The organism is Ramlibacter aquaticus (assembly GCF_015159745.1).
GTDB classification, from domain to species: Bacteria; Pseudomonadota; Gammaproteobacteria; order Burkholderiales; family Burkholderiaceae_C; genus Ramlibacter; species Ramlibacter aquaticus.
Window position 1 is genome coordinate 1 of the sequence record NZ_JADDOJ010000048.1, and the last position, 21,415, is coordinate 21,415.

General features: G+C 71.9%; 22 protein-coding genes. 14 read left to right on the forward strand and 8 right to left on the reverse strand.

What is annotated here, in order from left to right; all coding sequences use genetic code 11:
• Nucleotides 1-373: 373 nt before the first annotated feature.
• The 12 genes from nudB to IM725_RS12430 all read left to right on the forward strand — a co-directional run bounded on the left by nudB (nt 374) and on the right by IM725_RS12430 (nt 13,369).
• Nucleotides 374-847 carry a dihydroneopterin triphosphate diphosphatase gene (gene nudB, locus IM725_RS12375; RefSeq protein ID WP_193780906.1) on the forward strand — a complete coding sequence of 158 codons (474 nt, stop codon included), beginning with the start codon at nt 374-376 and terminating at the stop codon, nt 845-847.
• Nucleotides 835-1,572: an endonuclease/exonuclease/phosphatase family protein gene (locus IM725_RS12380; protein ID WP_193780907.1), complete on the forward strand. Its 738-nt coding sequence runs from the start codon at nt 835-837 to the stop codon at nt 1,570-1,572. Before nudB ends, IM725_RS12380 begins: the two co-directional genes overlap by 13 nt.
• Before the next feature lie 2 nt (nt 1,573-1,574).
• Nucleotides 1,575-2,795, forward strand: a complete 1,221-nt coding sequence (clsB, locus tag IM725_RS12385) for a cardiolipin synthase ClsB (RefSeq protein ID WP_193780908.1) — start codon at nt 1,575-1,577, stop codon at nt 2,793-2,795.
• Nucleotides 2,795-3,826 (forward strand): ligase-associated DNA damage response exonuclease, encoded by a 1,032-nt coding sequence (locus IM725_RS12390; RefSeq protein ID WP_193780909.1) that lies wholly within the window; start codon nt 2,795-2,797, stop codon nt 3,824-3,826. The genes clsB and IM725_RS12390 overlap by 1 nt, the downstream gene beginning before the upstream one ends.
• Before the next feature lie 46 nt (nt 3,827-3,872).
• The gene (locus IM725_RS12395) at nt 3,873-5,579 is read left to right on the forward strand and encodes an ATP-dependent DNA ligase (protein WP_193780910.1); all 1,707 of its coding nucleotides are present in this window, start codon (nt 3,873-3,875) and stop codon (nt 5,577-5,579) included.
• A gap of 22 nt (nt 5,580-5,601) precedes the next feature.
• The gene (gene folE, locus IM725_RS12400) at nt 5,602-6,327 is read left to right on the forward strand and encodes a GTP cyclohydrolase I (protein ID WP_193780911.1); all 726 of its coding nucleotides are present in this window, start codon (nt 5,602-5,604) and stop codon (nt 6,325-6,327) included.
• An 8-nt stretch (nt 6,328-6,335) separates the two neighbouring features.
• Nucleotides 6,336-6,758: a BLUF domain-containing protein gene (locus tag IM725_RS12405; RefSeq protein ID WP_193780912.1), complete on the forward strand. Its 423-nt coding sequence runs from the start codon at nt 6,336-6,338 to the stop codon at nt 6,756-6,758.
• Nucleotides 6,759-6,821: 63 nt separating this feature from the next.
• Entirely contained in the window at nt 6,822-7,637 is an 816-nt protein-coding gene (locus tag IM725_RS12410) for a DUF429 domain-containing protein (RefSeq protein ID WP_193780913.1), read from the forward strand.
• A gap of 112 nt (nt 7,638-7,749) precedes the next feature.
• Complete coding sequence (locus IM725_RS12415; RefSeq protein ID WP_193780914.1) at nt 7,750-8,811, forward strand: glycosyltransferase family 2 protein; 1,062 nt, start codon at nt 7,750-7,752, stop codon at nt 8,809-8,811.
• Nucleotides 8,812-8,855: 44 nt separating this feature from the next.
• A complete protein-coding gene (locus tag IM725_RS12420; RefSeq protein ID WP_193780915.1) occupies nt 8,856-10,292 on the forward strand; it encodes a glycosyltransferase family 39 protein in 1,437 nt (478 codons plus the stop codon).
• Nucleotides 10,289-10,708 carry a GtrA family protein gene (locus IM725_RS12425; protein ID WP_193780916.1) on the forward strand — a complete coding sequence of 140 codons (420 nt, stop codon included), beginning with the start codon at nt 10,289-10,291 and terminating at the stop codon, nt 10,706-10,708. The genes IM725_RS12420 and IM725_RS12425 overlap by 4 nt, the downstream gene beginning before the upstream one ends.
• Before the next feature lie 189 nt (nt 10,709-10,897).
• The gene (locus tag IM725_RS12430; RefSeq protein WP_193780917.1) at nt 10,898-13,369 is read left to right on the forward strand and encodes a ligase-associated DNA damage response DEXH box helicase; all 2,472 of its coding nucleotides are present in this window, start codon (nt 10,898-10,900) and stop codon (nt 13,367-13,369) included.
• Between the two features lie 6 nt (nt 13,370-13,375).
• Here the strand turns inward: IM725_RS12430 and IM725_RS12435 are convergent, their stop codons facing one another.
• From IM725_RS12435 to IM725_RS12465, 7 genes are all read right to left on the reverse strand, one after another.
• A complete protein-coding gene (locus tag IM725_RS12435; protein ID WP_193780937.1) occupies nt 13,376-14,446 on the reverse strand; it encodes a zinc-binding metallopeptidase family protein in 1,071 nt (356 codons plus the stop codon).
• Nucleotides 14,443-14,757: a BON domain-containing protein gene (locus tag IM725_RS12440; RefSeq protein ID WP_193780918.1), complete on the reverse strand. Its 315-nt coding sequence runs from the start codon at nt 14,755-14,757 to the stop codon at nt 14,443-14,445. Before IM725_RS12440 ends, IM725_RS12435 begins: the two co-directional genes overlap by 4 nt.
• A gap of 82 nt (nt 14,758-14,839) precedes the next feature.
• Nucleotides 14,840-15,331 (reverse strand): hypothetical protein, encoded by a 492-nt coding sequence (locus tag IM725_RS12445; protein ID WP_193780919.1) that lies wholly within the window; start codon nt 15,329-15,331, stop codon nt 14,840-14,842.
• Nucleotides 15,328-15,702 (reverse strand): phage holin family protein, encoded by a 375-nt coding sequence (locus IM725_RS12450; protein WP_193780920.1) that lies wholly within the window; start codon nt 15,700-15,702, stop codon nt 15,328-15,330. Before IM725_RS12450 ends, IM725_RS12445 begins: the two co-directional genes overlap by 4 nt.
• A gap of 11 nt (nt 15,703-15,713) precedes the next feature.
• Nucleotides 15,714-16,052: a DUF883 family protein gene (locus IM725_RS12455; protein ID WP_193780921.1), complete on the reverse strand. Its 339-nt coding sequence runs from the start codon at nt 16,050-16,052 to the stop codon at nt 15,714-15,716.
• Nucleotides 16,053-16,095: 43 nt separating this feature from the next.
• Nucleotides 16,096-16,257, reverse strand: a complete 162-nt coding sequence (locus IM725_RS12460; RefSeq protein WP_193780922.1) for a DUF1328 domain-containing protein — start codon at nt 16,255-16,257, stop codon at nt 16,096-16,098.
• Nucleotides 16,258-16,422: 165 nt separating this feature from the next.
• On the reverse strand, nt 16,423-17,829 hold the full coding sequence (locus IM725_RS12465) for a CHASE3 domain-containing protein (RefSeq protein WP_287066511.1): 1,407 nt from the start codon (nt 17,827-17,829) through the stop codon (nt 16,423-16,425).
• A 92-nt stretch (nt 17,830-17,921) separates the two neighbouring features.
• On the opposite strand from IM725_RS12465, the gene IM725_RS12470 reads away from it, so the two are divergent.
• Nucleotides 17,922-18,554, forward strand: coding sequence for a response regulator (locus tag IM725_RS12470; RefSeq protein WP_193780923.1), 633 nt, complete (start codon nt 17,922-17,924; stop codon nt 18,552-18,554).
• On the opposite strand, the gene IM725_RS12475 is transcribed toward IM725_RS12470, so the two are convergent.
• On the reverse strand, nt 18,544-18,933 hold the full coding sequence (locus tag IM725_RS12475) for a response regulator (RefSeq protein ID WP_193780924.1): 390 nt from the start codon (nt 18,931-18,933) through the stop codon (nt 18,544-18,546). The genes IM725_RS12470 and IM725_RS12475 overlap by 11 nt on opposite strands.
• Before the next feature lie 191 nt (nt 18,934-19,124).
• Between IM725_RS12475 and IM725_RS12480 the strand changes: the two genes are divergently transcribed.
• Complete coding sequence (locus tag IM725_RS12480) at nt 19,125-21,353, forward strand: AsmA family protein (protein ID WP_193780925.1); 2,229 nt, start codon at nt 19,125-19,127, stop codon at nt 21,351-21,353.
• Nucleotides 21,354-21,415: the final 62 nt, after the last annotated feature.

Below are 21,415 nucleotides of genomic sequence, written 5' to 3' on the forward strand. Positions count from 1 at the left end.
GCAGCCAGCGCGTAGCGAGTTGCGCCGTGCCGGCCCCAGGCCGCAAATTCCAGCGGAGTCCGCGCAGCGGACCGCGGCAGTATGAGCCCCCGTCACAGGCCGGCCAGCGGGGCGAGCGCGAGGTCGATGAGCGAAGCGCGACGCCAGCCAGAACCACCGAATTGAGCGCGAGGTCGAAGAGCACAGCGCGACGCCAGCCAAAACCGGCAGAACGACCGCGAGTTCGAAGAGCGAAGACTCCCCAAAAAATCAACGGATCAGCCAGAGTGAGATGCGCGAAGTCAAGCACCCACGGAGAGCCACCGTCCAGCCCGCCAAAAGCGACGGGCGCTGGGGCAGAATGAACGCAGCGCCCCGGCGTCCTCAACGCTTCATGTCCAAGCCCTACAAGATTCCGCAGTCCGTGCTGGTCGTCATCTACACGCCCGGGCAGCAGGTGCTCCTCATCCGGCGGGCCGACGGCGCGGCCCACTGGCAGTCGGTGACGGGGGCCAAGGACCATCCGGACGAGCCCTTCGCGCAGACTGCCGCGCGCGAAGTGGCCGAGGAGACCGGCATCGCCTGCGGACCGGGCACGCCCCTGCACGCCGGCCTGAGCGACTGGGGCCTGGAGAACGTCTACGAAATTTGGCCTGCCTGGCGCCACCGCTACGCGCCCGGCATCACCCGCAACACCGAGCACGTCTTCGGCCTGTGCGTGCCGGACGGCACCGCCGTCACGCTGTGCCCGCGTGAGCACACCGACCACCGCTGGCTCCCGTGGCGCGAGGCGGCCGACGCCTGCTTCTCACCCTCCAACGCCGAGGCCATCCTGCTCTTGCCACAATTCGCCGCATGGGCACGCTGAGGGTCGCGACCTACAACATCCACAAGGGCGTGCAGGGCCTGGGGCTCGCGCGCAGGCTGGAGATCCACAACATCGGCCACGCGATCGAGCAGCTGGATGCCGACCTCATCTGCCTGCAGGAGGTGCGCAAGATGCACCGCCGCCTGCAGCACCAGCTGCCCCGCTGGCCGGACCAGCCGCAGCACGAGTTCCTCGCCCCCGAAGGTTACGAGGCGGTCTACGAGACCAACGCCATCACGCGCCATGGCGAGCACGGCAATGCGCTGCTCACCCGCTGGCCGGTGCTGGACCGCGGGCACGAGGACATGTCCGACCACCGCTTCGAGCAACGCGGCCTGCTGCACGTGGTCGTGCAGGTGCGGCGCACGCCCGTGCACGTCATCGTGCTGCACCTGGGCCTCATCGCCGGCAGCCGCGCGCGCCAGGTCGAGCAGGCGCTGCGCTACATAGAGCGCGAGGTGCCCGCCCGCGAGCGCGTGGTCGTGGCCGGCGACTTCAACGACTGGGGCGCCAAGCTGCGGCCCGCGCTGGAGCAGGCCGGCTTCCGCGACTACGCCTCGCAGCCCGGGCAGCGCGTCTTCACCTACCCGTCGCGGCTGCCCATCACCCAGCTCGATTTCGTCTATGCACGGGGCATGAAGCCGCGCGCGGTCGAGGTGCCGCAGGGCCGGATCTGGTGGCGCATGTCCGACCACCTGCCGCTCATCGCCGAGTTCCAGATGTAGCCATGGCGCAGCGCTCGCAACCGCCCCTGCGACCGGGGCACACCCTGCGCCTGCTGCAAGGGGCCAGCGAGATGGTCCCGGCCATGGTGGCCGCCATCGACGCGGCGGCGCGGCTGGTGCGGCTGGAGTCCTACATCTTCGACTTCCTGGGCGAAGGGCTGGTGCTGGCCCAGGCCCTGGAGCGCGCGGCGGCGCGCGGGGTGGCGGTGAACCTGGTCATCGACGGCTTCGGCAGCCTGCCCGTTCCGCCCGAGTGGCAGGCCCGCTTCGACGCCGCCGGCGTGCAATGCCGCATCTACGCGCCGCTGGGCTGGCTGGGGGTGCTCTCGCTGGGCAGCTGGCGCCGCCTGCACCGCAAGCTCTGCGTGGTGGACAGCGCGCTCGCCTTCTGCGGCGGTATCAATGTGCTGGACGACCTGCTGGACAGCGACCACCGCCAGCTGCCGGCGCCGCGCTTCGACTTCTCGGTCGAGGTGCGCGGCCCGCTGGTGGCGGACGTGGAGGCCACCATGAGCCGCCTCTGGCTGCGCCTGGAGGCGGTGCGCGACGTGCGGGGCGTGGAGATCAAGCGCGCCCTGCATGCGCTGCGCGCCTCGGGCGTGCCACCGGCCGAGCTGGCGCCGCCACCGCGGCCGCCGGAGGGCAGTGCGCGGGCCGCGCTGGTGCTGCGCGACAACCTGCGCAACCGCGACAGCATCGAGCGCGCATACCGCCGTGCGATCGGCCACGCGCGCGAGGAGGTCATCATCTCCAACGCCTACTTCGTGCCCGGGCGCAAGATGCGCAGCGCGCTGGTGGCCGCCGCGCGGCGGGGCGTGCGCGTGCGCCTGCTGCTGCAGGGCCGCTACGAAAGCTTCATGCAGTACTACGCTTCGCGTCCCGTCTACGGCGAGTTGCTGCGCGCGGGCGTAGAGATCCACGAGTACGCGGCCAGCTTCCTGCACGGCAAGGTCGCCGTGGTGGACGGCGCTTGGGCCACCGTGGGCTCCTCCAACCTGGACCCGCTCAGCCTGCTGCTCGCGCGCGAGGCCAACGTGGTGGTCGAGGACCAGGCCTTCGCCGCGCTGCTGCGGGAACGCCTGGTGCGCGCGATGGAGACGGCCGGGCGCGTGATGAGCGCCGACGGCTACAGCAACCGCCCGCTGCGCGAGCGCTTCATGGAGCGCATCGCGCTCTTCCTCATGCGGCTCGCCCTGGTGGTGCAGGGCCAGAGGTACCTCTGATGCGCACCGGCGACCTCGTGGTGCAGCGCCCGGAAGGGCTGTACTGCCCGCCCGGCGATTTCTACATCGATCCCTGGCGGCCGGTGGCGCGCGCCGTGATCACGCACGCGCACGCCGACCACGCCCGTGTGGGGCACGGCCACTACCTGGCCGCGCGCGAGGCCGAGGGCGTGCTGCGCGCGCGCCTGGGCGAGATCACGCTGCAGACCCTGGCCTATGGCGAGCGCATCACGCACCACGGCGTGGGCCTGTCGCTGCACCCGGCCGGCCACGTGCTGGGCTCGGCCCAGGTACGGCTGGAGCACGGCGGCCAGGTGTGGGTCGCCAGCGGCGACTACAAGGTCGCGCCAGACCGCACCTGCGCGCCCTTCGAGCCGGTGCGCTGCGACGTGTTCATCACCGAGTCGACCTTCGGCCTGCCGATCTACCGCTGGAGCCCCGACGACGAGCTGTTCGACGGCATCAACGACTGGTGGTCGCGCAACGTGCTGGCCGGCCGGGCCAGCGTGCTGGGCTGCTACAGCTTCGGCAAGGCACAGCGCATCCTCTCGGGCATCGACCCCTCCATCGCGCCCGTCATCGTGCACGGCGCGGTGGAGCCGCTGAACCGCACCTACCGGGCGGCCGGGGTGGCGCTGCCCGACACGCAGCTCGTCTCCGAGGTGAAGGACAAGGCGGACTTCAAGCGCGCCCTGGTGCTGTGCCCGCCCAGCGCCATCGCCAGCCCCTGGATGCGCCGCTTCGCCGATGCGCAGGCCGCGTTCGCCAGCGGCTGGATGCAGCTGCGGGGCGCGCGCCGGCGCGGCGGCTACGACCGTGGCTTCGTGCTCTCGGACCATGCCGACTGGCCCGGGCTGATGCAGGCGATCCGGGCCACCGGCGCGCAACGCGTGATCGTCACCCACGGCAGCGTGCCGGTGATGGTGCGCTTCCTGCGCGAGCAGGGGCTGGAGGCGGGGTCCTTCGACACCGAGTACGGCGGCGACGCCGTGGAGGCGGACGAGACCCCGGCGGCGGGGGAGGGCGCATGAGCCACGGCCTCCTGCGCCCGCCGCGCCCCCTGGGGGGAGGCCGCGCATGAAGCGCTTCGCGCAGCTCTTCGCCGAGCTGGACGCCACCACCTCCACCAATGCCAAGGTCGATGCGCTGCAGCGCTATTTCGCCCAGGCGCCGGCGCACGACGCGGCCTGGGCGGTGTACTTCCTGTCGGGCGGCAAGCCGCGCCAGGTCACGTCCATGGCCACGCTGGCCAGCCTGGCCTGCGCGATGGCCGGCATTCCGCCCTGGCTGTTCGACGAGTGCTACCAGGCCGTGGGCGACCTGGCCGAGACCATCGCCCACGTGCTGCCGCGCGGCGAGCACAGCTCGGACCTGGGCCTGGCCGAGTGGGTGGAAGAGCGCGTGCTGCCGCTGCGCGGCCTGCCCGAGGCCGAGGTGGCGGCGCGGGTGCAGGCCTGGTGGTCCGAACTCGATGCGCAGGGCCGCTTCCTGCTGTCCAAGCTGGTGGGCGGGGGCTTTCGCGTCGGCGTGAGCAAGCTGCTGGTGCAGCGGGCCCTGGCGGCGCACGCCGGCCTGGACCCCAAGCGGGTGGCCCAGCGCATGATGGGCTACACCGACGGCAAGCAGATGCCCACGCCCGAGCGCTACGAGGCGCTGATCGCGGCGGTCGACGCGCAGGGCGGCGACGCGCCGCTGGACGCGGGCCAGCCCTATCCCTTCTTCCTGGCCCACCAGCTCGACGCGCCGCCCGAGGTCTTCGCCTCGCGCCTGGGCGGCGTGGCGGACTGGCAGGTGGAATGGAAGTACGACGGCATACGCGGCCAGGTGGTGCGCCGGGCCGGCCGCTGCTGGATCTGGTCGCGTGGCGAGGAACTGGTGACCGAGCGCTTCCCGGAAATCGAGGCGCTGGCCGCGGCCCTGCCCGACGGCACCGTGCTGGACGGCGAGATCCTGGTCTGGAAGGACGAGCGCCCCGCGCCCTTCGCCCTGCTGCAGCAGCGCATAGGCCGCAAGACGGTGACGAAGAAAGTTCTCGCCGAGGCGCCGGTGAGCTTCATGGCCTACGACCTGCTGGAGCAGGGCGGCCAGGACGTCCGCGGCCTGCCGCAGCGCGAACGCCGCGAGCGGCTGGAGCGCCTGCTGCTGGGCACGCCCTTCCTGCTGTCGCCGGTCCAGTCCGCCGCCACCTGGCTGGAATTCGCCCGCCACCGCGAGCGCTCGCGCGAGCTGGGCGTGGAGGGCTTCATGCTCAAGCGCCTGGACGCGGCCTATGGCACCGGCCGCACCAAGGCCGAGGGCCTGTGGTGGAAGTGGAAGATCGATCCCATGACGGTGGACTGCGTGCTGGTCTACGCCCAGGCCGGCCACGGGCGCCGCGCCTCGGTCTACACCGACTACACCTTCGCCGTGTGGAACCGCGCGCCCGAGAGCGCCGCCGAGGCCGAGGCGGTGCTGGAGGCCATCGCCCGGCGCGACCCCGCACAGCCCGGGGCGCTGCAGCTCGTGCCCTTCGCCAAGGCCTATTCCGGCCTCACCGACGAGGAGTTCCGCCAGGTCGACGCCATCATCCGCAAGACCACGGTCGAGAAGTTCGGGCCGGTGCGCAGCGTGCGGCCCTCGCTGGTGTTCGAGCTGGGCTTCGAGGGCATCAACCGCAGCGGCCGCCACAAGAGCGGCATCGCGGTGCGCTTCCCGCGCATGCTGCGCATCCGCAGCGACAAGCCGGTGCACGAGGCCGACACCCTGGCGCAGCTGGAGGCATTGCTGGGCGCGCAGCGGGGGTAAAACGGCGGTGTTACCATCTTCCATGCTCATGAAGGCCGAGAACATCCAGCCCACCATCGCCACCGAAGACGGCATTCCCGTCTCGGTGAAGATCCGCGAGCGCATCCAGGCGGCGCGCAAGCGCTTCCATGCCAACGACAACATCGCGGCCTTCATCCAGCCCGGCGAGCTCGAGGCGCTGCTCGACGAAGTCGAGATCAAGATGCAGGGCGTGCTGGACTCGCTGGTCATCGACACCGAGGGCGACCACAACACCGGTGACACGGCGCGCCGCGTCGCCAAGATGTACGTCAACGAGGTCTTCCGCGGCCGCTACGTCAAGGCGCCCGCGATCACCGAGTTCCCCAACGCCGAGCACCTGAACGAGCTGATGATCGTCGGCCCGATCACCGTGCGCTCGGCCTGCAGCCACCACTTCTGCCCGGTCATCGGCAAGGTCTGGATCGGCATCATGCCGAACGAGCACACCAACGTGATCGGCCTGTCCAAGTACGCGCGCCTGGCCGAGTGGGTCATGGGCCGCCCCCAGATCCAGGAAGAGGCCGTGGTCCAGCTGGCCGACCTCATCATGGAGAAGACCCAGCCCGACGGCCTGGCCATCGTGATGGAGGCCAGCCACTACTGCATGGCCTGGCGCGGCGTGAAGGACATGGACGCGCGCATGATCAACTCCGTCATGCGCGGCGTCTTCCTCAAGGATTCGGCGCTGCGCCGCGAATTCCTCGCCCTCATTCCGCAGAAGCCCTGAAAGTCACCATGCTGGTCCGCCTTCTCTACGCCAGCCGCGCCGTCGACTCCAGCCCGGATGCGATCGAATCCATCCTGCAGCAGTCGCGCCAGCACAACCCGGCTTCCGGCATCACCGGCATCCTCTGCTATGGCGGCGGGATCTTCCTGCAGGCCATGGAGGGCGGCCGCATGCAGGTCAGCGAACTCTTCGGCCACATCCAGCGCGACCCGCGCCACAAGGACGTGGTGCTGCTGCACTTCGAGGAAATCTTCGAGCGCCGCTTCGGCGGCTGGAGCATGGGCCAGGTCAACCTGTCCAAGCTCAACCACTCGCTGGTGCTCAAGTACTCCGAGAAGCCCGAGCTCGATCCCTACGCCGTCTCCGGCAAGGTTTCGCTCGCGCTGCTCGAAGACCTGATGGCTTCGGCCTCCATCTGCGGCCGGGTCTGAACCGCGGGCGGCGGGGCGGCTGCGCGGCACCGCCGCGGCGAGCCTGCGCCTTCCGGACTTCCCATGAGTGAACTCCGCCTCGTCGGTTGCGACTTCTCCAGCACGCCCACGCGCCGCAAGCCCATCGTGCTCGCCTGGGGCGAGGCGCGCGGGCCGCGCGTGCGGCTGGAACGCATCGAGCGCCTGGACACCCTGGCCGCCTTCGGCGACTGGCTGAAGCGGCCCGGCCCCTGGGTGGGCGGCTTCGACGTGCCCTTCGGCCTGCCCCGCGAGCTGGTCGAGCAGCTGGGCTGGCCGCTCGCCTGGCGCGAGTGCATGGCCCACTATGCCTCGCTCAGCCGGGCGCAGATCCGCGAGGCCTTCGCGGCCTTCTGCGATGCGCGCCCGGTGGGCGGCAAATTCGCGCACCGCGCCTTCGACCGCCGCGCCGGCTCCAGCCCGTCCATGAAGTGGGTCAACCCGCCGGTGGCCTACATGCTGCACGCGGCCGTCCCCCTGCTGATCGAGGCGGGCGTGGACCTGCCGGGGCTGCACGCCGGGGACCCCTCGCGCGTCGCCCTGGAGGCCTATCCCGGCCTGCTCGCGCGCGAGCTGGTCGAGCGGCGCAGCTACAAGTCCGACGATCGGAGCAAGCAGACCCCCGAGCGCCTGATCGCGCGCAAGGACATCGTGGATGCGCTGGAGCAGGGCCGCACGCGGCTGGGCCTGCGGCTGGCCCTCACGCACGCGCAGCGCGACCTGCTGGTGGACGACGCGTCCGGCGACAGCCTGGACGCGGTGCTCTGCCTGCTGCAGGCGGCCTGGGCCCAGGCGCAGGGCGAAGGCTGGGGCCTGCCCGCCGACCTGGACCCGCTCGAGGGCTGGATCGTCTCCTGCTGAGCAGGCCGGGCCCGGGCCCGGCCGCATGGCTCTTTCGGACCTCGTTACACACGCGCTACCGAGCTCGTCCTAGCATGGCTTCGCCAGCCAAAGACGAGAACAGGGAGCGCATATGGCAGACGAATTCCAGGGCCTGTCGATCGCAGTGCTCATCCCTTGCTACAACGAGGAAGTGGCCATCCCCCGCGTGGTGCGCGACTTCCGGCGCGCGCTGCCGACGGCGCGTGTGTACGTGTACGACAACGCGTCCACCGACCGCACGGCGGAGGTGGCCGCCGCCGAGGGCGCCATCGTGGGCTTCGAGCCCTTCCCTGGCAAGGGCAACGTGATGCGCCGCATGTTCAGCGACATCGAGGCCGACGTGTACGTGCTGGTGGACGGCGACGACACCTACGACGCCGATGCCGCGCCGCGCCTGGTGCGCGCGCTGCTGGACCGCCAGCTCGACATGGTCAACGGCGCGCGCGTGACCGACATCAAGGAGGCCTACCGCTTCGGCCACCGCTTCGGCAACCAGCTGCTCACGGGCCTGGTGCAGCACATCTTCGGCAAGCAGTTCAACGACATGCTCTCGGGCTACCGCGTGTTCTCGCGCCGCTTCGTCAAGTCCTTCCCGGCGATCTCCTCGGGCTTCGAGATCGAGACCGAGCTGACCGTGCACGCGCTGGAGCTGCGCATGAAGACGGCCGAGGTCGCGACGCGCTACAAGGACCGGCCGGAAGGCTCCGCCTCCAAGCTCAACACCATCCGCGACGGCATCCGCATCCTGCGCATGATCGGCGTGCTGGTGAAGGAGGAGCGCCCGCTCGCCTTCTTCAGCACCGTGGCGGCCCTGCTGGCGCTGCTGTCGGTCGCGCTCTCCATCCCCATCGTGATCGAGTTCATGCACACCGGTCTGGTGCCGCGCCTGCCGACGGCGGTGCTGTCCGTGGGCATCATGCTGGTCGCGGTGCTCTCCATGGCCTGCGGGCTGGTGCTGGACACCGTGACGCACTCCCGGCGCGAGCTCAAGCGCCTGGCCTACCTGGACATCCGCGCCCCGCAGTGGCCCACCGTGGCCATGCCGGCGGCCAACGCCGACGTCTACCCGCTGGGCCGGCCCGCCGCACAGCCCCAGCCCGCCTGGAGCGGCGCCGAGAGCACGGCGCCCGTGTTCCCGGTCGCCGCCTCCTGAGGGCCGGCATGGGGACGGGCCCGGCCCCGGCCGGCATGGCCGGGATGGCTGCACCGCGCGACCGCAGCTGGCTGGAGATCGCCAGCGGCCGGCAGCTGGCGCTCCTGGTCGGGGCGCTGTTCGCGCTGAACCTCGCGCTCTACTGGCCGGGCGCGATGATGAACGACTCGCTCAACCAGTACAAGGAGGCGGTGAGCGGGCGCTTCACCGACTGGCACCCGCCCGTCATGGCCTGGCTGTGGTCGGTGCTGCGCCGGGTGCACGATGGGCCGGCGCCCCTGTTCGCGCTGCACCTGTGCGCCTACTGGGCCGGCATCGCCGCCTATGCGGACGCCGCCCGCCGCCTGGGGCACCGCCGCATCGCGCTGGCGCTGGCCCTGTCGGGGGCCTTTCCGGCCTTCGTCTTCATGAACGCCTACGTCATCAAGGACGTGGGCATGGCCGCCGCGCTGGTGGCCGGCAGCGGCCTGCTGTTCTGGTTCCGTTCGCAGGGCCGCCGGCCCGGCTGGGGCTGGGCCGCGGCGGCTGCGCTGCTGCTGGCGTACGGCACCCTGGTGCGCACCAACGCCGTGTTCGCGATCGGCCCGCTGCTCGCGTACGCGATCGCGCCCGACCGCTGGCTGCGGCCGCTGCGCCTGGGCGCCGTGGCGGTGGTGGTGGCGCTGGCCGCGGTGCCGGCCTCCATGGTCGTGAACCAGCTGCTGTTCCACCCGGTGCAGCGGCACGCGGTGGAGTCGCTGTTTCTCTACGACATCGCGGGCACCGCCGCGCAGCTGCACGAGCCGGCGCTGCTGGCGCCGCGCGCGCGCATGAGCGATGACCAGCTGCAGGCCTGCTACAGCCCCTTCTGGTGGGACAGCTTCAGCGCCTGGGGCCCCTGCGGGCGCTGGGTCGCCCGGCCCGACCCCGACCGCGCGACCTACGGGGAGGGCCTGGCCGCCCAGTGGCTGGGAACCATCGCCGCGCACCCGCTGGCCTGGGCCGAGCACCGGCTCAAGCACTTCAACTCGGAGCTCTTCTTCCTGGTGCCGCTCAAGCACATGCGCTTCGCCCCCGAATACCGGGGCGAGCTGCCCGGCTTCACACCCTACGAGCGCTTCACGCCCGCGCAGGTCCGCATGGACCTGGTGCGCAAGAACCCCACCGTGTGGCCCATCACCTGGCTGGCCTGGGGGGCGGCGCTGCTGGTCCTGCTGTCGCGCTGCGCGCCGTCGCCGGGCGTGCTGGCGGCGCGCCCGCTGCTGGTCTCCGCGCTGGCCTACTCCGGCGCCTACCTGCTGGTGGGGGTCGCCACCGACCTGCGCTACCACTACTGGTCGCTGCTCGCCTCGGTCATCGCCACGCTGCTGGTGGGGCCCGAGCTGGCGGTGGGCTGGCGCCTGCGTTCGCGCGGTCTGTGGGCGGCCCTGCTGCTCACGGGCGCGGTGGTCGCGGCGGGCCTGGCCGCGCGCCTGTTCGACCTGCAGGCCTGGGTGGGATGATGGGCGAGGGCGCACGCATCCTGCGGTTCGGCCTGGTGGGCGCGCTCGGCTTCGTGGTCGACGCCGGCGTGCTGCAGCTGCTGGTGTGGCAGGGCTGGAACCCGGTGGCCGGCCGTGCGGTTTCCATTCCGCTGGCGGTGCTGGCCACCTGGGCGCTCAACCGTGGCTTCACCTTCCGCGAGGCACGGGGCGCGCCGGCCCTGCCCAGCCTGCTGCGCTATGCGGGGGTGAGCGCGGCCGGCGCGGCGGTGAACTTCGGGGTCTACAGCGCGCTGGTGCTGGCCTCGGCCGTGTTCGGCGCCCACCCGGTGCTCCCGCTGGCCGTGGCCTCCGGCATCGCGATGCTGGTGAACTACCTGGGCAGCCGGCACTTCGCCTTCCGTGCCGGCAGCCGCCGCCCGCACCAGGGCTGGTAGCCCGGCGCCTGCACCGGGCGCGCGCTGGCGCGCTGCAGGCCTGAGGCAGGGCCGGGGCCCGCGCCGGGTGCCTCGCGCCGCCCGCCGGCGTCCGCCGCCTGCGCCGCGTGATTTCTCCTTCAGGCCCGGCGGGAAGGGCCCGCCAGCGACAATGGAACGTTCCACGTCCTGCCCGCGCCCGCCCGTGCCATGAACGCCGCCGAGCCCCTGCCGCCCCCAGACGCCGAGCGCTGGATGCTCTCGCGCGGCTGGCAGCCATTCGCCTTCCAGCGCGAGGTGTGGCAGGCGGTGGCCCAGGGGCGCAGCGGCCTGCTGCATGCGACCACGGGGGCCGGCAAGACCTACGCCGTGTGGCTGGGCATGCTGCAGCAGCTGCTGGCGCGCCACCCGCCCGGCCGCCATCCCGAGCCCCTGCGCGCGATCTGGCTCACGCCCATGCGCGCGCTGGCCTCGGACACCACGCGCGCGATCGCCGCGCCGCTGCAGGCGCTCGCGCCGGCCTGGACCCTGGGCCAGCGCACGGGCGACACGCCATCCGCCGAACGCGCCCGCCAGGACCGGCGCTTTCCCACCGTGCTGGTCACCACGCCGGAATCGCTCAGCCTGATGCTGAGCCGCGAAAAAGCGCGCGAGGAGCTGGCCAGCGTCGCGTACGTGGTCATCGACGAATGGCACGAGCTGCTGGGCAGCAAGCGCGGCGTGCAGGCGCAGCTGGCACTGGCGCGGCTGTGGCGTCTCAACCCGGGCCTCGTGGCCTGGGGCCTGAGCGCCACGCTGGGCAACCTGGAGGAGGCGATGCAGGTGCTCGCGCACCCCGGCGAAGCCCTGGGCGCGCCGCCGCCCGCGCTGGTGCGCGGCCGCATCGAGAAGAACCTGGTCATCGACACGCTGATCCCGCCCGACCCGGGCAAGTACTCCTGGGCCGGCCACCTGGGCGCGCGCATGCAGCAGCCGGTGGTGGAGGAGATCGAGCGCTCCGGCCCCACGCTGCTCTTCACCAACGTGCGCTCGCAGGCCGAGATCTGGTACCAGCTGCTGCTGCAGGCGCGGCCGCAGTGGGCCGGCGAGATCGCGCTGCACCACGGCTCCATGGACCGGGCGACGCGCGAATGGGTCGAGCAGGGGCTCAAGGCCGGCAGCCTGCGCGCGGTCGTCGCCACGTCCTCGCTCGACCTGGGGGTGGACTTCCTGCCGGTGGAGCGGGTGCTGCAGGTGGGCTCGGCCAAGGGCGTGGCGCGCATGATGCAGCGCGCCGGGCGCAGCGGCCACGCGCCGGGCCGCAGCAGCCGCATCACGCTGGTGCCCACCAACACGCTGGAGATCATCGAGGCCGCGGCCGCGCGCGACGCGGCGCAGGCGGGCCGGGTGGAGGAACGCTGCGCGCCCGACAAGCCCCTGGACGTGCTGGTGCAGCACATCGTCACGGTGGCGCTGGGCGGCGGCTTCGAGGCCGACGCGCTGTATGCGGAGGTGCGCGGCGCCTGGTCGTACCGCAAGCTCACGCGCGCCGAATTCGCCTGGGCAATGGCGTTCTGCGAGCGCGGCGGCGAGAGCCTCACCGCCTACCCCGACTACCACCGCATCGCGCGCGACGAGGCCGGCCTGTGGCGCGTGCCCGACCGCGGCATCGCGCGCCGCCACCGCCTGGGCATAGGCACCATCGTCAGCGACGCCGCCATGCAGGTGAAGTACCTGAGTGGCGGCTCCCTGGGCTCCATGGAGGAGGGCTTCATCGCCCGCCTGCGCCCCGGCGACTGCTTCTTCTTCGCCGGCCGGCTGCTCGAGTTCGTGCGCGTGCGCGAGATGGTGGCCTACGTGAAGAAGGCGGCGAAGCTGCGCGGCACCGTTCCGACCTGGCAGGGCAGCAAGATGGCGCTGTCGGCCGAGCTGGGCCAGGCGGTGCTGGCCATGATGCAGCGCGCCGCGCGCGGCGATTACAGCGAGCCGGAGCTGGCCGCGGCCCGGCCCTGGCTGGAGACCCAGGCCCGGCTCTCGGCGATCCCCACCCCCGGCACGCTGCTGGTCGAAACCTTCCGCTCGCGCGAGGGCCACCACGCCTACCTGTATCCCTTCGCCGGCCGGCACGTGCACCTGGGGCTGGCCAGCCTGCTCGCCTGGCGGCTGGCGCGCGACACGCCCAACACCTTCAGCCTCTCGGTCAACGACTACGGCTTCGAGCTGGTGAGTGCGGACCCCATCGACCTGGCGCCCATCCTGTCCGGCGAGGCCTTCGCCACCGAGGACCTGCTGCACGACGTGCTGGCCTCGCTCAACGCCACCGAAATGGCGCAGCGTCGCTTCCGCGAGATCGCGCGCGTGGCCGGCCTGGTGACCCTGGGCTACCCGGGCCAGCCGCGCAGCGCACGCCAGCTGCAGGCCTCCAGCAGCCTGTTCTTCGAGGTCTTCCGCAAGTGGGACCCGGGCAACCTGCTGCTGGCGCAGGCGCAGGCCGAGGTGCTGAGCCAGGAGCTGGAGCTCTCGCGCCTGCGCACTGCGCTGCAGCGGCTGCGCCGGCGAAAGCCCAGGCACCAGGAACTGCGGCACCCCAGCCCCATGAGCCTGCCGCTGATGGTGGAGCGCTTTCGCGAGAAGCTCAGCACCGAGCAGCTGTCGCAGCGGCTGGACCGCATCCTGCGCGACATGGAGCGCGACACGGGCTGAGCCCGCTCAGCGCTGCGCAGGCCCGAGGATGGTGTCGTGCACGAAGCGCAGCTTCTCCAGGGCCCGGACCGAGAGCGCGAACGGGTAGGCGTCCTCCTGGCCCAGGCTGCGGTTCAGGCTGTTCAGCAGCAGCGTGAGCGGCACCCACTGCGTCACCAGCGCGTCGAAGTCCGCCGCGTGCACGAAGGGGTCGTCGACCTCCTCCGTCGCGTCCCCGCCGGGCACGGCCAGGCTGGTGCTGTACGAGGCGGCCGTTTCCAGCAGGTCCGTCATGTGCAGGTAGTGGGCCCAGGTCTCGGCCCAGTCCTCCCAGGGGTGGGCGCTCGCATAGGCGCTGACGAAGCGCTCGTTCCAGTCGGCCGGCGTGCCGCCGCCGTAATAGGCCTGCAAGGCCTCGCCATAGTCGGCGCGTTCGTCGCCGAAGAGTTCGCGGAAGGGCGCCAGCCGCGGCGTGCCGTCGACCAGCCGGTCCCAGTAGAAGTGGCCGGACTCATGCCGGAAGTGGCCCAGCAGGGTCCGGTAGGGCTCGTGCAGCTCGACCTTGCGGCGCACGCGCTCGGCGTCGTCCGCCTCGGCGATGTTGAGCGTGATCACGCCCGCCGCGTGGCCGGTCATCACGGGGCGGCCGGGGGTGTCGGCCAGAAATTCGAACACCGGCCCGTCGCTCGTTCCCCCCGGTGGGTCGGTGGAGGCCAGGCGCATCAGCGCCAGGGTGTAGAACAGGCGCCGCTTGGCGACTTCCATGCGCGCCCAGCGCTCCGGGTTGCCCGGCACCGAGAGGTCCGGCAAGACCCGGGTCTGCCGGCAGGAGACGCACAAGGGGTTGGGGTCGTGCTGCGGCACGGCGAAGTTGCAGGCCTGGTGCTCGGTGTTGTTGCGGCACAGGCGGTAGGGCGGGCCCGGCGGGCCGCGCCAGCGTCCGGGCTTGCGTCGCCACAGCCCGGGCGGGCCGGCCGCCTCGATCGCGCAGAGCGCGAGGCGGTCCGGCAGGAAGGCGAGCTCGCTGGCGCACTGCAGGCACCGCACGTTCTCGAAGAACAGCGGGTGCCCGCAGTGGTCACAGCGGAAGGTCCTCAGGGACGGACCTCGAGGTTGTTGCGCACCGAGCGCACGCCGTCGGTGTTTCGCGCCAGCGCCTCGGCCTTGGCCTTCTCGCCGGCGGACTTGGCGAAGCCCGAGAGCTGCACCGCGCCGTTCAGGGTCTCGACCTTGATGGCGGCGGCGTCCACGGTCTTGTCCTCGACGAACTTGGCCTTCACCCGGGTGGTGATGGTGGCGTCGTCCACGTAGCTGCCCACGGTCTCCTGGTGACGCATCACCGAGCAGCCCGAGGCGAGGACGGTGGCGCCGATGAGGACGGCGGTGGTGAGGGCTTTGATGTGCTTCATGTTTTCTCCTTCAGTGGTTCGACCGTCTTGGCTTTGTTGTCGCGTCCCGGCAGACGGTCCCTCCCGGTCGGCGGGTTGCGATTCAGATCTCGGGTTCGTCGGCGGAGGACATGGCCGCCATCAGCACGCCGGCCAGCTGCGGCGAGCGTGCCAGGGCCAGCAGCACCGAGCCCGCGGACACCATCCGCCAGGGCCGGGCGATGACCAGCACCGCGCCCGCCACGGCGGCGATGCCCAGGTATTGCAGTGGCTTGCGCCCGCCGTACGAAGACAGTGCCGGCGTCGCCACCTGCAGGCCCAGGCGGGCCGGGTGGTGGCGCCACCAGCTGCGCAGCGCACGGCGCAGGCCGCCGGCCATGCCGCCGCCGCCTGCGGCCGCGTCGGCGCGGGCGGCGGCCCAGGGCCCGATGTCACCCTCGGCCTCCACGCCGGCCTCGTCCGGGGGGGGCCCGGCCTCGCCGCGTCCCAGCAGGCTGGCCAGCGGGCCGCGCCGGTGGCTGCGCTCTTCCTTGCGATGCACGTATTCGATGAGCGCCAGCCGGCTGCGCGCCAACCGGTCGGCGGCGGCGCTCATGCCTTGGCTCCCAGCGTGCGCAGCGCCTGAACGTCGGCGTCCAGCTGCGCGCGCAGTTCGGTGAAGGCCTTGGAGGGCGTGTGCTGGCGGGCCATCGCGGCGCCGGCGACGGCCACCACCAGCGCCACGCCGGGCACCACCACCAGGGTCCAGTGGAATTCGCCCATCACCGCGCCCAGCATCACGGCCACGCCGGTGAACACCAGGAACAGCAGCAGGCCCAGCGCGGCCACCGCCCAGGCGATGGCCCGCTTCGCGAGGTCCATGCCCGCGGTCGACGCCTCCTCCTGCACCAGCGACGCGTAGCCGGCGACGTGGTCCATGACCAGCTCGGGGCGGGCGATGAGGATCGTGAAGATCGGGTGGACCATGGCGACGGCGCTCAGTAGTCGTTGCGGTTGCGGCGCATGGCGAGGATCAGCCCGGCCACCGCGGCGCCCACGGCGGCGGCGATCAGCGCCGACTTCAGCGGCTGCTCGGAGACATAGCGGCCGGTCGCCCGGGTGTACTCGCTCATGCTGCTGGCGCCGCGGTTGGCCATGTCCTTCATGCCCCAGCGCAGGTCGCGCATCTTGTCGCTGGCGCGGCTGAGGGCCTGGTTGGCGTAGTCCCGGGTGCTCTCGAGCGCCTGGGCCGCCAGGCCGCGCGCGTCGTCGGCGTAGCCGCCGGCGTCGTCGCGCAGGGCGCGTGTGTCATCGCGAAACGAACGGGTGCTGTTCATGGGGTCCTCCTGCGGGGGCTGGGTTGGGAAATTCGCTGCGGCGTCAGGGTCGGCCGCGGCCGAAGATGAAGGCGATCACGGCGAGCACGATGAACACGAAAAAGAGGATCTTGGCGATGGACACGGCGCCCGCCGCGATGCCGCCGAAGCCGAAGACGGCCGCGATCAGCGCAATGACGAGGAAGACGACGGCGTAGTGCAGCATGGGGTGATCTCCTTCATGAACCGGCGGTGCCGGAAAACCTGCAAGGAGGTTAGGCTCGGCCGCAGTGCCGGCCTCATCGGCCCCGGTCCTGACAGGTTGTCGGTGCCGCGCAGGCCGCGCCGTAGGAGTGCTCCCACGCGCGGCCGGGCAGCCGCCCCGCGAGACTCAGTCGGCGGTGGAGGCGGCGGGCTGGGGCAGGTGCGACTCGCGCGTGTCCGCGCGCAGCACGGCCCGGATGCGCGTGCCACGCCCGGGCGCCGCGTCCAGGGTGAGCCGGCCGCCGGCGGCCTCCACGCGGTGGCGCATGCCGGCCAGCCCGTGCGTGGAGGGCTTGACCCGGGCCGGGTCGAAGCCCTGGCCGTCGTCGCGGATCTCCACCTCGGCATGGCGACCGAAGTCGCGCAGGTTGATCTCCACGTGCTTGGCCCGCGCGTACTTGCCCACGTTGGTGAGCGATTCCTGCACCAGCCGGTACACGGTGAGCTGCTGCGCCTCGTCGAGCTGCGGCGGCTCCAGGCTGGTGACCACCTCGATGCCGGAGCGCTCGGAGAACTCGCGCGCCAGGATCTCCAGCGAGGCGGTGAGACCCAGGTTGGCGAGCGAGGACGGGCGCAGGTCCTCGATGATGCGGCGCTTCAGCGCGATGCCGCTGTTCAGCGATTCGGTCAGGTGCTGCAGGCGCTGCGTCACCTCGGGGCTGGGGCTGGGCCCCAGGCGCGACTTCAGGCGCGCCACGTCCAGCTTGGCGGCCGTGAGCAGGGCGCCCAGCTCGTCGTGCAGCTCGCGCGCCAGGTGGCCGCGCTCCTCCTCGCGCACGTTCTGCAGGTGGGTGGCCAGCTCGGCCAGCGTCGCCGTGCGCTCGCGCACCAGCTGCTCCAGCTGGTCACGCTCGCGCTGCAGAACCTCCTGCTGCACCTCGTCGGCGCGGCGCAGCGCGCGCGTCTGGCGCAGGTAGAGCGCGAAGGCCAGCACGGCCGCGAGCGACACGGCCGCGATGCCGAAGCGCGACAGCATCAGCGTGCGCTGCACCTGGTCCTGGCTGACGGCCATGCGTGCCGAGGACAGCTGCACCAGCTGCGCGGTCTCGGCCCGTATCGCGTCCATGTGCTCCTTGCCGACGTCGGTCATCAGCACGAACTTCCATGCGTCCTCGTTGCCCTGCTTGCGCATGCGCACCGAGAGTTCCATCTCGGCCAGCTTGCGCTGCACGTCCCGCGTCAGCTGCACCATCACGGCCGCGTCGCCCGGGTAGGCGGTGTACTCGGCCGAGAGCGTGTCCAGGTCGCGGCCGATCTCGGTCACCGCCTGGTTGTAGGGTTCCAGGTAGCGCGCGTCGCCGGTGAGCAGGAAGCCGCGCGAGCCGGTTTCCGCGTCCAGCACCCGCTGCAGCACGCGGTTGAGCGAAGCCCGGGTGCGCGCCGCCGCCTCGATGTGCTGCAGCGCGGCCGTCGATTCCTTGAAGCCGGTTTCACTGATGGCCAGCAGCACGGCCGCGGCGAAGACGGCCAACAGCAGGCTCAGCCGCGTGCGGGTCCAGCGGATGCGCTTGAGCGAGGCCGGATAAAGCCTCACGCCGCGATTCTTCCGCAGTGCATAGAATGAACTCGCGTGTCCGCACCGGCGGGCCGCGATGGTGGGCCTGGCCACAGTGGGAGAGCAGTCAGATGATCAAAGTCGGCATCGTGGATGACCACGCGATCGTGCGTTCGGGATTGAAGCAATTCTTTTCCGAGCAGGTGGACCTGCGGGTGGTGGGTGAAGCGGCCAGTGGCCGTGAGGCCATCGACCTGGTGCGGACCACCGAGATGGACGTGCTGGTGATGGACCTGTCCATGCCTGGGCAGAGCGGCATCGACGCGCTGGGCATGATCCGCGCGAAAGCGCCGGACGTCGGCATCCTGATTCTCTCGGGCTACCCTGAGGAACACTATGCGATGAACCTGATCCGCCAGGGCGCGAGCGGCTACCTGAACAAGGAGTGCGAGCCGATGGAGATCGTGAATGCGATCCGCACCATCGCGCTGGGCCGCCGCTACATCTCGCCGGCGGTGGCCGAACTGCTGGCGCAGCAGCTCAATCGCAAGGAGGGCGGCGCGCCTCACGAGCAGCTCTCCGAGCGCGAGTTCCAGGTCTTCCTGAAGCTCGCCAAGGGCGAGACCGCGGGCGACATCGCCAAGGCGCTCTCGCTCAGCGTGAAGACGGTGAGCACGTACCGCACACGCCTCATGGAGAAGATGAGCCTGACGTCCAACAGTGACCTCACGTATTACGCCTTGAAGAACAAGCTCATCGACTGAGGCCGTCGGCCGCGCTGCGTTCCACGCAGTAGTCGATGAGTGCATCGATTTCATTGGATTTGTCGAACACCGCGTCGGCGCCGAGCTCGGCGCAGCGCTTGCGCATGTCCGTGGTTGCGTAGTTGCTCAGGACGACCACGCGCTGGCCGCGCTGGCGGGTGCGCACCGATTCCAGCACGCCCAGCCCGCTGCCCCCGCGCAGGAACAGGTCGATGATCGCCAGGTCCCAGTCGTCCGCGTGCGCGGCCAGCCAGCGCCTGGCGTCGGCCTCGTTGTCGGCCCAGCCGAGCGCCCGTATGGACGCCAGCTCCTCGAGGGTGCCGATCAGGTTCTCGCGGATGGTGGCGTTGTCTTCGACGATGTAGGTTCTCAGTTCCACGGCGCCTTGCCTGTTGGGCGAGTCGGCGTGCGGTCCTCGCCCGTGCCTCCGTCCGGTCCGGGCCATTCTGCCAGTGCCGCCTGCCCGGCCGCGTAGGAAGAGTCCTACGGTTGGGCCACGGGCCCGGCGACAGGCCCTGGGGCGGGCCGCCGACCGTTGGGCCGCGCCCCGGCTGCCCACACTGGGATGCCATGAAACTCGTTTCGCGCCTCCTCGCCGGCCTGGCCCTGCTGGTGCTGCTGCTGGCCCTGGTGCTCTGGCTGTTCCCGTGGGATGTGCTGCGCGGGCCGGTGAACCGCTACGTCAGCGAAAAGACCGGCCGCCACTTCGAGGTCACGCGCCGGCTGGACGTGAAGCTGGGGCGCGTGACACGGGTCATCATGGACGGCGTGCGCTTCGCCAACCCGGACTGGGCGAAGGACCCGCAGCTGGTGACGGCCGACGCGGCCGAGGTGGACGTTCGGCTGCTGCCCCTGCTGCACCGTCGCATCGAGCTGCCGCGCATCGCGCTGGTGAAGCCGCAACTGGGCCTGGAGATGCTGCCGGACGGCCGCCGCACCTGGGCCTTCGGCGGCAAGGACACCGGCAACCCGCACAACGTGCCCGCCATCGGCACGCTGGAGGTCGACCAGGGCAGGGCGCACTTCCTGGTGCCTGCGCACGCCGCCGACATCCAGGTGGATTTCGCGCTGGCCGGCACGGGCCCGCTGCCGCTGGCCTTCCAGGCCCAGGGCCGCTGGGAGGCCGCGCGCTTCGACGCGCAGGGCCGCACGGCCAGCGTGCTGTCTCTGGAGCGCCAGCAGCAGGACACGCCCATGCCGCCCTTCCCGGTGCAGCTGCAGGCCACCGCCGGGCAGACCCGCCTGACGGCGCAGGGGCAGATCGCCAGCCTGTCCACGCTGGAGGGCGCCAGCCTGCGATTCGACCTGCAGGGCCGCAACCTGGCCGACCTGTACCACCTGCTGGGCGTGGTGCTGCCGGAGACGCCGCGTTTTGCCGTCAGCGGGGAGGTGCGCAAGGCGGGCGAGGTCTGGCAGGCGCGCCACGTCCAGGGCCGGCTCGGCGTCTCCGACATCGGGGGCGACCTGGATTTCGACCGCAGCGGCAAGGTGCCGCTGCTGCACGGCACGCTGGCCTCCAGGTCGCTGGACTTCGACGACCTGGCCCCGCTGGTGGGCCTGCCCGAGCAGCCGCGCAGCGCGGGTGCAGGCGCAGGCGACAGCGCCAAGGCCGAGGGCAAGGGCAAGGGCAAGGCGAGCGCGAGGACGCGCGCCGCGCGCGATCCGAACCGCAAGGTGATGCCCGACCGCCCCATCGATCTCGCGCGCCTGAAGGCCATGGACGCCGACGTGCGCTACGTCGCGCAGCGCATCAGCCACGTGCGCGCGCTGCCGCTGGACCGCATGAGCACGCACGTGGTGCTGCGCGGCGGCGTGCTGCAGCTCGACCCGCTGGAGGTGGGCGTGGCCGGCGGCACCATCGGCGGCCGCGTGCGCATCGACGGGGAGCACGACCCGGCCTCCGTGCGCCTGGCGCTGGACGCGCGTTCGCTGCAGCTCGCGCGCCTGTTCCCGGGCGTGAAGCTGACCAAGGAGAGCCTGGGCGCGCTGCAGGGCGACATCGACCTGCAGGGGCGTGGCAACTCCGTGGCCCAGATGCTGGGCAGCAGCAACGGCAAGGTCGGCTTCGTGATGGGCTCGGGGCGCATCAGCAACCTGGTGATGGAGATCGCCGGCCTGGACGGCGGCGAGATCCTCAAGTTCCTGGCCACGGGCGACCGCCAGATCCCGCTGCGCTGCGCCGCCGCGTCCTTCGACGTCACGCACGGGCTGATGAAGAGCCGCGCCCTCATGCTGGACACCACGGACACCATCGTCTACGGCGACGGCAGCATCGACCTGGGGAAGGAATCGCTGGACCTGGTGATGCGGGCCTACCCCAAGGACATGAGCCTGCTCGCCTTCCGCACGCCGCTCAAGCTCACCGGCACCTTCGCCGCGCCGCACCCGGGCGTGGAGGCGGGCCCGCTGGCCGCCAAGGCCGGCCTCGCGCTGGCGCTGGGGGCGGTCAACCCCTTGCTGGCCCTGGCCGCCACGGTGGAGACCGGCCCGGGACGCGGCCACGACGCGAACTGCGGGGCCGTGCTGCGCGAAGCCGCCTCGCCCGAGGCCACCGCCCGCATCGAGGCCATGGAGCATCTGCAGCAGAAGCGGCACGGCACGGCCCTGGGCGCGGGCCCGGCGGCAGGGGCCAGGCGGGCCGCGCCGGCGCGCCCGTCGGCGCAGCATCAGCCTGGTGGAACGGACCAGCCCCACGGTTCGTCGGCGCGTGGCGGCACCGCCAGTCCGGCCGACCCCGCCAAGCCTGTGGAGCCGGCGCCGTCGGCGGAGCCCGCGGGCGGCATGTGGAACCGGGGGTGACGGCGCGCTGCCGGCCCGCGGCCGCGCGTGCGCCGGGCCGCACGCCCCCGGTCGCCAGCCGC